The sequence below is a fragment of the Dietzia sp. DQ12-76 genome (assembly GCF_014145045.1).
Taxonomy (GTDB): domain Bacteria; phylum Actinomycetota; class Actinomycetes; order Mycobacteriales; family Mycobacteriaceae; genus Dietzia.
Window position 1 is genome coordinate 1 of the sequence record NZ_JAALDV010000027.1, and the last position, 11,081, is coordinate 11,081.

Consider the following 11,081-nt stretch of genomic DNA (forward strand, 5'->3'; position numbering starts at 1 on the left):
TCGAGGGCGCCGGTGGTGTACTCGTGCGCCTGGGCGCCGACCTCACGGTGCTCGATCTCGCCCGGTCGCTCGACGCCCCGGTGGTCGTGGTGGCCCGCGCGGGACTGGGCACGCTGTCCGATACCGAGCTCACGGTCCGCGCGATCGGTTCAGCGGGACTCCGGTGCGCCGGAATCGTGATCGGCTCGTGGCCGGACGACCCCGACCTCGCCGAGCGCTGCAATCTGGACGACCTGCCCCGCCTGGCCGGGGTTCCGGTGCTCGGCCGGGTGCCCGCGGGGGCCGGTCGGCTGGATCACGTGGAGTTCACCCGGTCCGCCCCCGCGTGGTTCGACTCCGGCGCCCTCGACGCACTCCGAGAGGTGTACCGGCCGACGACTGTTCCGACACCGTAGGCACGGCGGACCCAGACCGGATCCCCCTGCGGGGACCGCTCGGCGGCTGAACTCAGCCGACGTGCCAGTGGCGGCGGATGAGCTCCTCGCGCGCGGCCTCGTCGTCGCCCTTTCCACCGGCTACCTCGTCGGCGTCGGCGTCGCGCAAGCCGGCGAGCAGGGCGTCGATCAGTTTCCCGGGGAAGACGCCGTCGGCTTCGAACATCTCGCGCTCGGCCTCCAGCACGTCGGCCGCCTCCCCACACGAGGTGGGCAGCTGCTCGAAATCGTCATTGGTGTCAGCGTTGAGGCGGTCCGCCAACTCCAGGCTGCCGTCATCTCCCAACGCGCGCGTCGCGGCGACGGCCATACCCGCCAGGAGCAGGTGGACGTCGGCCGAGCCGTCGCCGAGTCGCAACTCGATGGTCTGGGGGTGCGTGGCCGGTTCGGGGACGGGCTCGGTGCTGCCGGGATTGGCGTGGGCCACCATGCCGGCCAGCACGTCGCCGCCCCAGGCCAGTGGGACCCGGACCAGACCGGTGCGGTCCTTCTCCCCCCAGCAGATGTCCTCGGGCGACTCGTCGCCGGCGGTGAACCGCAGGTAGGACGTGGGGACCGTGTTGCCGACCGCGGACAGCGCCCTGGCCGCCGAGAGGTAACCGGCGATCAACCGTCGCCCGGTGGCGTTGATCCCCGCCTTGGTGACGAGGGTGTTGGTGCCGTTACGCACCAGTCGGCTGTGGATGTGCAGGCCGTTCCCAGCGCCCTCGCCGCTGACCAGCGGCGCGAACGTCGCCTCGAGGCCGTGGGAGTAGGCGACCTCGCGCACCACCCATTTCGCCAGGACGAGGTTGTCGGCGGCCTGCTCCAGCGGCACCGGCTGGAGCTCGATCTCGTGCTGAACCAGCTGACGGTCGTCCTCGAGGATGTTGCCGACCTCGCCGTGGGCGTACTTCAGCGGCACCCCCATGGAGGAGAGGTGACCCAGCACCTGCTCGCGCACCCGCTCGTGCTTGGAGAAGGGCCCCGACTCCTGGTACCCGCGCTCCTCCTCGACGGGATAGAGCGCCTCGGGCCGGTCGACGAGGTAGTACTCCAGCTCACCGAACGCCTCGAGCGTCATGCCGGTCTCCTGGGTCAGCACCTCGGCGCCGCGGCGCACGACCTGCTCGCGCGCGTACGGCAGCGGCGTGCCGTCCTCGCGGTAGAAGGAACACAGGACGTCGAGGGAGATCCGCTCTCCGAAGGGGTTGAGAAAAGCGGTGCGGTGCCGCGGGACGATGTAGACGTCACTGGCGTCGGTGTCGGTCCCGGGAAAGACGCTCGAGCCGTCCACGCGCTCGCCTCGCGTCAGAACCTCGTGGAGGTGCTGGCGGGAGTTGATGGGGAAGGCCAGGGTCTTGAGACGACCGTCGCCGCCGACGTAGCGCAGGTTCACCTGCTCCAGTCCCAGCTCTTCGACCGCTCGGACGAGGGCGTTCGCGGTGAACTCCGCCGAAGGCATGCCGAGCAGGCGGACGAGGGGATGGGGTTCGAATGCGTCGATGGGCATCCCTCGTTGTATCAGCGTTGCGGGGCAGTCCCCACCGGAGGAGCGCGTTCGCCGGGCGAGACCGCCTGACTTCGCCTGGAACGTGACTCTCCCTGGAACGTGATTCTGCCCAGAGCACGGGAGAATGGGGCCATGGGCGCAGCGGACTTCGATCTGACGATGGACGAGCTACGAGCGGTCGTGCGGTTCGCCGCCGACTGCGCTGAGGGACTGCTCCCCGAGTTCGACGCCGTGGCCCCGGATGACTCACGTCCACGAGACGCGATCGACGCGGCGCGCGCGTTCGCCGACGGCGCTCGGCGGTCGAACCTGCAACGAAGCGCCGCCGTCGCCTCCCACCGCGCGGCCAAGGAGGTCTCCGACGAGAGCGCGCAGCTCGCGGCACTCGCCTGTGGTGACGCCGCGGCCGCCGCCTACCTTCACCCGATCGCCAAGGCGTCACAGGTCGGACACATACTCCGCGCAGCTGCGTGCGCCGCGCGGGTGACCGAAGTACGGACCGGCACTTCGGAACGCGACACGGTTCGAGCCCTGGCCGGTCGGGCGACCCCGCCCGTGCCCGCGATTCTTCGTCGGTACCCGGAGGCACCGACTGGCAGCTCACGCGTCTCGCAGCTGATGAGCGCTCTCGACTCAGCGATTCGGGAACGCGGTTAGAACCACAGCTCCGCCAGCAGTTCGATCGACCGGTTCCGCACCGCCGGGTCGTACGCGTAGGTCACGGTGATCAGCTCGTCCGCGCCCGTGCGCGCGACGAACTCGTCCAGCTGCGCCTTGACGGTGGCCGGCGATCCCACCGCGCTGATCTCGAGCATCCCGGGCGAGCTGCCGGCGAACTGCTCCGGGTCGACGGGCGGCTGGATCTTGCGGCGTCGCCCGGCCCGCAGGTCGAGGAACATCTGCTGGAGGGTGGTGAACTGTCGCTGCGCTTCAGCGTCGGTGTCGGCGACGATCACGTTGATCCCGGCCATCACCTGGGGCGTGTCGAGGCGCGCGGTGGGGGCCTCGGTGCTGAAGGACTCCCGGTAGACGCGGATGGCGTCGTCGATCTGGTCGGGCGCGAAGTGCGAGGCCAGCGAGAACGGCAGACCCAGCTGACCGGCGATCGAGGCGCCGTTGACGGTGGACCCGAGCACCCAGATCGGCACCTCCATGCCCTGAGAGACCGACGAGAGGATCGGGGTGCTGTGCGCCGTGCCGGCCTCGCCGAACCACGCCTGCAGGTCGTAGATGTGCTGCGCGAAGGCCTGCGGTTCGGCCGACGACCGGCTCAGCGCCTGGGCGGTCATCCCGTCGGTCCCGGGGGCGCGGACCAGGCCCAGGTCGATCCGGTCGCCGTGGAGGTTGGCGAGCGTGCCGTACTGCTCGGCCACCATGAGCGGCGCGTGGTTGGGCAGCATCACCCCGCCGGAACCCACGCGGATCCTCTCCGTCACCGAGGCCGCCTGCGAGATCAACAGTGCCGTGGCGCTGGACGCGAGGTTGGGGGTGTTGTGGTGCTCAGCAAACCAGAGCCGGTGGTACCCGAGCCGGTCCGCGAGGCGCGCGGACTCCATCGAGGCGGCGATGCCCTCCCGGGCGGTCGAGCCGTCGGAGATGGAGACCAGGTCGAGGATGCTCAAGGGGATCGACAACTGCACACCTTTTTCTGCGTTCACTTTTCGAGGTTTCGAGTCGGCAAGACCCGCAATCCGAGGCTACCGACGCGAGGGGATCGGTGACGGATCACCGATCCCCTTGTCGACACCCCCACCCCCCCGGGCGAGACGCCAGGCGGTCCGCCTCTACGCCTGAGTATGACGACGACGACAACGCGCGCCCTCACTCCGGCGGGAACGGCGCCGGGTTGCGCATTTCGAGCACTTCCTCATGTGCTGTGGGTCACACTGATCCGAGCGTGGGTACCGCCCGCGCGGCAGGTCCGCACGAAGGGTCCACACCAGATGACTGACCACGCGACGCAGGTGACGTCCACCGAGTCCAGTTCGACATCGACGCGATCAGACGAACCACTCAACCAACGCATCACCTCGGGCGAGGCCGACCTCGATGAGTTCCGTGAGCGCCTGACCCTGTGGTTGGCCGGCCGGGACGAGGTCGACTCCGACGCCGGGGTCGAGGTCTCTGCGGTGAGCCGGCCGGAGAGCTCGGGGATGTCCAACATCTCGGTGCTGTTCGACGCCGCGTGGACCCCGGCCGGGTCGAGCGAGCGCCAGTCCGTGGAGTTGGTGGCCCGGATGTGCCCGCAGGACGACGCGTTCCCGGTGTTCCCCGTCTACGACCTGCAGAAGCAGTTCGACGTGATGAGAGTGGTCCGCGAGAACACCGACCTACCGGTCCCCCGCGTCCGCTGGCTCGAGCAGGACCCGGCCGTTCTCGGCACGCCGTTCCTGGTGATGGACCGGGCCAGCGGCCGGGCCCCGGTCGACAACCCCCCGTACGTCTTCGACGGCTGGCTCCTGGAAATGGACCCCGAGCAGCGGCGGAAGGTGCAACAGGAGTCCCTGGCCGTGTTGGCGGCGATTCACCAGATCCCGCAGCCCGCCGACCTGGTGTCCTCGCTCGCCCCCGCCCCCGGCATGAGCGCACTGCGCGCCCACGTGGATGAGCAGCGCGCCTACTACCAGTGGACGACCCGGGAGGACGGGTTGACCATCCCCGTCATCGACCGCGCCTTCGACTGGATCGAGGCCCACTGGCCCGACGAGACCAGCCCGGACGCCCTGAGCTGGGGCGATGCGCGGATCGGCAACATTCTCTACGACGGAACCCGACCGACCGCAGTCCTGGACTGGGAAATGGCCACCATCGCGCCGCCCGAGGTGGATCTGGGCTGGTTCCTGTACTTCCACGACGTCTTCCAGGAACTCGCGGTGGCCTTTGACTTCCCCGGGATTCCGGACCTGTTCGAGCACAGCGAGGTCGTCGAGCAGTACGAGCACCTCACCGGATCCACGGTCCGGGATCTGCCGTTCTACTACGTGTACGCCGGGCTGCGGCAGGCCGTGATCCTGTCGCGGATCACTCGCCGTCGTATCCACTTCGGCGAGGTGGAGACCCCCGCCCACCCGGACGAGTACGTCCTCCACCACACCAAGTTGGCGCAGCTCATCGCCGACTGATTACGCCACCGGCCCGCCGCTCCCACCAGCCTCTCCCCCGCTGCCCCAGCGGCCGACTACTGCCCGAGGATCCACGTGAAACCCACCCCGCTCGACGAGTTCCCCGTCCACCAGACGCCGCTGCCGATGGCGCAGGTGGGCACGAGCGATCGGAACTTCTACGACCGCTACTACTTCAACGCGCACGACCGCACCGGGGAGGTGTTCCTGGTGACCGGGTTCGGGGTGTATCCCAATCTCGGCGTGGTGGACGCGTTCGCGACGGTGCGCCACGGCGACACGCAGCGGTCGGTGCGGTTCTCCGACGCACTCGAGTCGCGGTCGCTGGAACCGGCGGTGGGCCGGTACCGGATCGAGGTGATCGACCCGCTGCGGTCGTTGCGCCTGATCTGCGAGCACCCGGACTTGTCGATGGACATGACCTGGCAGGGCTCGTTCGATGCGGTGCTCGAGGACCGGCACGTCCTGCTGGAGGGCACGCGCGCGATGCTGGACGCGAGCCGGTTCGCGCAGGTCGGCAGCTGGTCGGGGACGCTTTCGGTCGATGGCCGTGACTTCCGCGTCGACCCCGACGTGTGGCTGGGCACCCGGGACCGCTCGTGGGGGATCCGCCCGAGCGGCGAGTCCGATCCGCCGGGCCGGTGGGCCGCCGAGCCGCGCGAGGGGTTCTGGTGGACGTATATCCCGCTGCGCTTCGACGACTACGCGATGGTCGTGATCCTGCAGGAGAGCCCCGACGGGCACCGCACGCTGAACCACGCGAGCCGGGTCTTCGCCGACGGACGGACCGAGCAGCTGGGCTGGCCGCGGCTGGAGGTCGACTACCGCAGCGGCACCCGCCACCCGGAGTGCGCCCGGCTGCACCTGACCACGCCTCGCGGTGAGGCCTTGTTGCTGGAGGTCGAGACGCTGGGCGGTGTCCCGCTGAGCATGGGCGCGGGCTACGTGGGCGACCCGGCCTGGTCACACGGTCGCTGGATGGGCCGCGACTGGAGCGAGTCCGTCACCTACGACATGACCTCCCCGGACGTGGTGAACATGCTGCCGTTCAACGTCGTGGACCACGTGGCGCGCGCGACCTGCAACGGTGATGTGGGCTGGGGCCTGTTCGAGCACGCCAACATGGGCCGGCACGACCCGTCGGGATTTGGCGGGTGGGGGGATATGGCGGAGTAGTCGCGGCTACTGCGACTATGGTCATCTCCCGAATTCGAGGCGCGCTCACCCGGGAGGCAAATCGCCGCTGATCGAAGTAGTAGCGGCTCTAGCGGCGGACTCGTGCCTGGGAGTATTCGGTAGCCGATAGTCGTCGTTATGTAAAGCTGAACGGTCTAAGTAGTCGCCGGTTGGCGCCTCCACCGGGCCGGGGTTACCGGCTGTGTCTGGCATCAGTGGCGCTTTGGCCGTTGGGCCGCGTACTGTCTCGGCCAAGGTAACCCCGCGCCCGATGGCTTCGTCCATCGGTTCCTCTAGTGCGTGGGGCATGTCTATGTTTCCCGGCACCACCGGTCGCACGATGCCCGTGTTCGTTCCGAGCATCATCTTCCAGGACAATTCTCTTCCACCACTGCGTATCGGTGATGTCATCAGCCTTGTGCCGGTGTTCATCACCGAGCGCGATCCACGCGCCCCCGGCGTTTCCACTGCCCCCGTCACTGTTCGCCCGCGGTGGGGGCACGCCCCGCAGCCCCATCCTTACAACGACGCCTCACTGCTCTGGCATTTCGAAGTGCTCGGCGACGGCTGGACCGCCTACTGGTCGCACGATCGCCCAGTGAGCGGGCGGATCCACCTCACCGGGCGTCTGATTCCCGATTTCGTGCGAGCCGTGGCAGGTCACCCCGGCGTGATGACCGGCAAGATACGGCGACTACAACTAGTCGAGGAACGATTCCGGGCCACTGATGCCGGGCCCCGCCTCATCTCCGGCACCGCCCAACTACGCGACCTGGGCCCGTCACCCGATCGCTACTGGCCCAATTGGAGGCGGATTAATACCAACGACGATCCAGTCCAGGAAACCGGCGTTCTGGTGGATCTCGACCTTGATGCCGTCCCCGATGACGTGACCGACTTCGAGGCCGGGGCAGTAACTGTCTCCGGCACCGACGTGTGGGTCATGGATCGGGCTACTCCCCTACTTCTGCACGTGGATATCTCCCACTCCCCACCTCAGGTCGTGGAATACCTCCTACCACTGTCGATCGAACCACCACCAGACAAGTGGTCGCGCAGAGTTCATGCTGACCGCGACGGGTGCTGGATCACCTCCCCGGAGGAGATCGTGCGCTGCGCCCGACTCGGCCCAACCGAGCTGAGTGTGCACCGCAGGACCACCGAGGGCGGGGACTACACGATCGACCACGAGGGTCGCCTGTTCATATGCACTTACCCACACCACTCGGTTCACGACCATCCCCAGTACGGATTCGTGCACATCGACCCAGACCAATATCCGGTGCGTGAACTCGTCGATGGCGACCTCATCCCAGTCTTGGACGACTCAATCATTGCCATTGTGCAATCCCACCGGCGGCGAGCCGACCGAGTCGAGACCACAGACGGCACCAAGTGGATTGCCGACGCCACCCTGACAGCTGAACTACCCGATCGCACCGTTCACACCATCGACCTGGACTCCCGAACGACGGGCCAGGTGCAGTGGATCCGGGAGGACCCGTCCCAGGATCCGGCGTTCATGGACCTTCCCCCGGAAGCTGCCCCACACCCACGAGAAAACCCTCAAGCCGGACGCATACTGCGAGCTAGGCGACGCTAGCGCTATACGTTGCCCCCATGACCATCAACAACGAGGCGTCCCGGCCGTGGCTGCGGCGCCTCGGTCGACCTACCGCGTTGGTCATGTTTGCTGTGGTGGCACTTCTCGCACTGGGGGCGACCGTGTCGATCGTCGACATGGTCGGGTCACCTCCACCTCCCGCCGAGCTGCAGTACGGCCCTTTCAGTAATATCGACTTGGACCCGTCTACCGTGACCAGCAGCAGGGGTCGAGATTCCATAGCATCGATCTATGGCCTATGACGCGCACCAGTTCATGAGCCCTGACGTCACTGGACACACCATCCAGGTGATGGTCCACAGTTCGGTCTTCCAGGGCGGGTCCTTGCCTCCGCTTCACGTGGACGGCGTCATCAGCGTTGTCCTCGGTTTCGATTCCGAGGCCGAGCCTTCCGCTCCCGGTGTGGACACCTTTCGGGTGAGGGTCCAACCGAGGTTCGGACACGCCCCGTACGGAGCAGAAGATGGTTCGCTGCGCTGGTTGTTCGACGTTTTCGGTGCCGGCTGGAGCGCGGAGTGGCACCACCACACCCCGGTCGCCGGGCTGATGCACCTGACCGGGCGCCTCGATGTCGGCTTCGATCGGGCTGTGCGCGGCCACCCCGGCGTGGTGACCGGCAGGATTCGGCGTCTGCAACTCGTCGAGAAGTGGGTGGAGTCCACTGACACGGGAATCCATTATGTCGCGGGCACAGAGCGGCTACGCGACCTCGACCCCTCCCCAGATCCTTACTGGCCGCGATGGAAAGGTATCGACGACCCCAATGCCTTTGCTGAGACCGGCATCCTGGTGGACCTCGACCTCGACGACTTACCCGACGATGACACCGAGTTTGATGCGGGAGCAGTAGCCATTGACCACGCAGACCTGTGGGTCATAGATAGATCGAACCCCCTCCTGCTGCACATCGACACCACTGCCACGCCACCTCGAGTGACCGAGTACCGACTGCCCCTGGCAATCGAACAACCGAGAGAGATGTGGACACGCCGTGTTCATGCCGACCGTGATGGTTGCTGGATCACTTCCCCAGAAGAGATCATTCGCTGCACCCGCACCGAGGACGCCGAGCTGACCGTCCACCGGGCCATAGAGACGGGCAGGGACAGAACCGTCGATCTTGACGGCCGTCTCTATGTTCTGGAAGTCCCGCACTATGGGAGTCGCCCCGACCCCCGTTACGGCTACGTCCGCGTCCAAGCCGACGAGCATCCAATACGCGAGCTCGTCGACGGTGAACTCGTCCCCGTCATGGATGACACCACTATCGCTCGAGTAGAAGCTGCATTTCGACGAGCAGATCAGGTCACCGCCGACGACGGCACCACCTGGATCGCTGACAGGACCCTCATAGCCAAGCGACCCGACGGGACCAGCCACACGATCGATCTGCACCCCAGCACCCGTGGACGAGTGCGCTGGCCGCGCGACGGACCGAGGAGTGGTTTAGCACTAGCCTCACTCGACACCACCGCCCTTGCTCGCTTCAAGAAAACACCGGACGAGCAGTAGCCAGCGGGGGCACCAAGGCGATTCGCCAATGGGCTCAACGGCCACGACGTCTCTGACCGCGGCCGCATCTCCGCCACGGTGACGCAGCCGCTAACTAGTGAGGCAGCACGGCGCAGACCACGGTGACCACTGGCCGGATCGCCGTGCTCACAAGAGGGCCAGGTTCGCTCAGCAACTTTCCGGCCGCCAATGCAGTCGTGCGCGAACTTCCCAACACCGAGACATCGCTCGCTGGCCCCGTCTCACTTAATTTCAGTGGCGGCGAGGACGGCAGCGTCGTCCGCCCTCGCCGAGCGAGGCTGTACACGTTCCAGAGACCGTAGGCCAACGCCGGGAGCAGGCCTTATGTAAAGCTGAGGGTGTCGAGTTGTAGATCGCACGAACTCGACCACTCCATGCGTGCACCGACCAAGACTCGACAATGCACTGCGGTGGACGCGTCCGTTTCACTGCCAGTCGGGCTCAGCTGAAAATGTGAGGCAGCCGGTCGTACCACCGTCGCGCCGCGGTCTCATATCGCTCACTTCGCTGCGCGGCGTCGGCGAGTTGGTCTGGCGCGACGCCAGCCTCAAGAAGGAGCCTGAACGTCAGGACCCACCGCAGCGACTGGTTGAGTGCATAAACGTCGAGGATGTCCGACGCGTGCCCCGATTCCTCCTCTCCCAGACCGTGGGCGCCCGCAACTCGTTGGGCGCGCACCGCCTCTTTCCACCGACCGAGTTTGCCGACGGCCGAAGGTACTGCTTCGACGACAGGTTCGGTGATCTCTCTAAGGCGCTGGGGATACGACTTGTCCGACCACCACTGCCTCAGTGCGCTGTTCAGGCTCTCCTTGACCGGCTCCTCAACCGCCGAGTCACGCAGTGCTTCGATTGCCTGCTCGACTTGCTCTTCGGAGAAGCGCTTCGCGTTCGGGTAAAGCCGGCGGTGAAGCATCTCGGCGGCGGTCGCGAGCGTGAGCGCCTCGGTCTCGACGGTGGCGAACTCATCGCTCCAAGCAGCCGCGAGGATCTGCGGGACTGGAGATACCCGCCGCGCCAGTTCCAGCCAGCGAGGTAGGAAGTCATCACCGACGTCGCCGCGATATAGGAACAACTCACCTGAGCTTCCTGACGCCTCCACATCGACCTGATGTCCCAGTACGTTTACTCTGATGTCGCCCTCGGCCAACCCAAACTTTCGCACTGAGCATTTGGCTCCAGACAGCAGTGTCATCAAGCTCGCGATCGGCGTGGCGACGTGAGAGAGTGCGTCGGTCAGCACCAGACCGCCGTCAATGTTGAACACTGCGGCGGTATTCGTCGACACTTTGAAGCCGTCGAAAGCGGGCGGCGAGATCGTCGCCGTCGGGACAAGGCGGACCTGCCCCGACGGACTGATCAGGGCAGATTGCGGCGCGTCGGGAAGCTCTACGGAGAAGCCGCGCGGACCGCGTCCCTTTGCAGGAATAGTGTGTCTCGTCGTCGGAATTCCGGCCCAGTCATGGAGGTTCGTGACTTCCACCCGGATCTCGCTGAACGGTTGAGTTTCGTCGGGGATGTGGTCGCCGACGAGACACCAATCGGTTCGCATCTCATGATTGCCCGGAGCCTCCTCATCAGGCATCGCGAAACCGAGGGAGCGCCGACGGGTCGTACGCACACCCCAGAGCGTCACCGCACTCGGGTTCACCGCCAGCGAACCCAGAACGGCAAACTGACCTGCCGCGTTGATTTCGGACA

At 66.6% G+C, this 11,081-nt stretch carries 10 protein-coding genes; 7 read left to right on the top strand and 3 right to left on the bottom strand.

The window, feature by feature from the left end; genetic code table 11:
* On the top strand, positions 1-395 hold a 395-nt coding region (gene bioD, locus G6019_RS01310), incomplete at its 5' end, for an ATP-dependent dethiobiotin synthetase BioD (protein ID WP_182626925.1).
* A gap of 52 nt (positions 396-447) precedes the next feature.
* Here the strand turns inward: bioD and G6019_RS01315 are convergent.
* Positions 448-1,926 (bottom strand): glutamine synthetase beta-grasp domain-containing protein, encoded by a 1,479-nt coding sequence (locus G6019_RS01315; protein ID WP_182613500.1) that lies wholly within the window; start codon positions 1,924-1,926, stop codon positions 448-450.
* 132 nt (positions 1,927-2,058) lie between these two features.
* Between G6019_RS01315 and G6019_RS01320 the strand changes: the two genes are divergently transcribed.
* Positions 2,059-2,583 (top strand): putative immunity protein, encoded by a 525-nt coding sequence (locus G6019_RS01320; RefSeq protein WP_182613499.1) that lies wholly within the window; start codon positions 2,059-2,061, stop codon positions 2,581-2,583.
* Here the strand turns inward: G6019_RS01320 and G6019_RS01325 are convergent.
* Complete coding sequence (locus G6019_RS01325; RefSeq protein WP_182613505.1) at positions 2,580-3,560, bottom strand: LLM class flavin-dependent oxidoreductase; 981 nt, start codon at positions 3,558-3,560, stop codon at positions 2,580-2,582. The two genes, G6019_RS01320 and G6019_RS01325, sit on opposite strands and share 4 nt — an antisense overlap.
* Before the next feature lie 309 nt (positions 3,561-3,869).
* On the opposite strand from G6019_RS01325, the gene G6019_RS01330 reads away from it, so the two are divergent.
* From G6019_RS01330 to G6019_RS01350, 5 genes are all read left to right on the top strand, one after another.
* Positions 3,870-5,048, top strand: a complete 1,179-nt coding sequence (locus G6019_RS01330; protein ID WP_182613498.1) for a phosphotransferase family protein — start codon at positions 3,870-3,872, stop codon at positions 5,046-5,048.
* A gap of 75 nt (positions 5,049-5,123) precedes the next feature.
* The gene (locus G6019_RS01335; RefSeq protein ID WP_182613497.1) at positions 5,124-6,224 is read left to right on the top strand and encodes a DUF7064 domain-containing protein; all 1,101 of its coding nucleotides are present in this window, start codon (positions 5,124-5,126) and stop codon (positions 6,222-6,224) included.
* 271 nt (positions 6,225-6,495) lie between these two features.
* The gene (locus tag G6019_RS01340; protein ID WP_182626927.1) at positions 6,496-7,827 is read left to right on the top strand and encodes a hypothetical protein; all 1,332 of its coding nucleotides are present in this window, start codon (positions 6,496-6,498) and stop codon (positions 7,825-7,827) included.
* Between the two features lie 17 nt (positions 7,828-7,844).
* On the top strand, positions 7,845-8,090 hold the full coding sequence (locus G6019_RS01345) for a hypothetical protein (RefSeq protein WP_182626929.1): 246 nt from the start codon (positions 7,845-7,847) through the stop codon (positions 8,088-8,090).
* The gene (locus tag G6019_RS01350) at positions 8,080-9,360 is read left to right on the top strand and encodes a hypothetical protein (RefSeq protein ID WP_182613495.1); all 1,281 of its coding nucleotides are present in this window, start codon (positions 8,080-8,082) and stop codon (positions 9,358-9,360) included. Before G6019_RS01345 ends, G6019_RS01350 begins: the two co-directional genes overlap by 11 nt.
* Before the next feature lie 462 nt (positions 9,361-9,822).
* Here the strand turns inward: G6019_RS01350 and G6019_RS01355 are convergent.
* A partial coding sequence (locus tag G6019_RS01355; RefSeq protein WP_182626931.1) for a HEPN domain-containing protein occupies positions 9,823-11,081 on the bottom strand: 1,259 nt, incomplete at its 5' end.

What these genes read in the sequence shown, in the direction of transcription:
- G6019_RS01315 (WP_182613500.1), bottom strand. Translation starts at nt 1,926, where the DNA reads ATGCCCATCGACGCATTCGAACCCCATCCCCTCGTCCGCCTGCTCGGC.
- G6019_RS01320 (WP_182613499.1), top strand. Translation starts at nt 2,059, where the DNA reads ATGGGCGCAGCGGACTTCGATCTGACGATGGACGAGCTACGAGCGGTC.
- G6019_RS01330 (WP_182613498.1), top strand. Translation starts at nt 3,870, where the DNA reads ATGACTGACCACGCGACGCAGGTGACGTCCACCGAGTCCAGTTCGACA.
- G6019_RS01340 (WP_182626927.1), top strand. Translation starts at nt 6,496, where the DNA reads ATGGCTTCGTCCATCGGTTCCTCTAGTGCGTGGGGCATGTCTATGTTT.
- G6019_RS01345 (WP_182626929.1), top strand. Translation starts at nt 7,845, where the DNA reads ATGACCATCAACAACGAGGCGTCCCGGCCGTGGCTGCGGCGCCTCGGT.
- G6019_RS01350 (WP_182613495.1), top strand. Translation starts at nt 8,080, where the DNA reads ATGGCCTATGACGCGCACCAGTTCATGAGCCCTGACGTCACTGGACAC.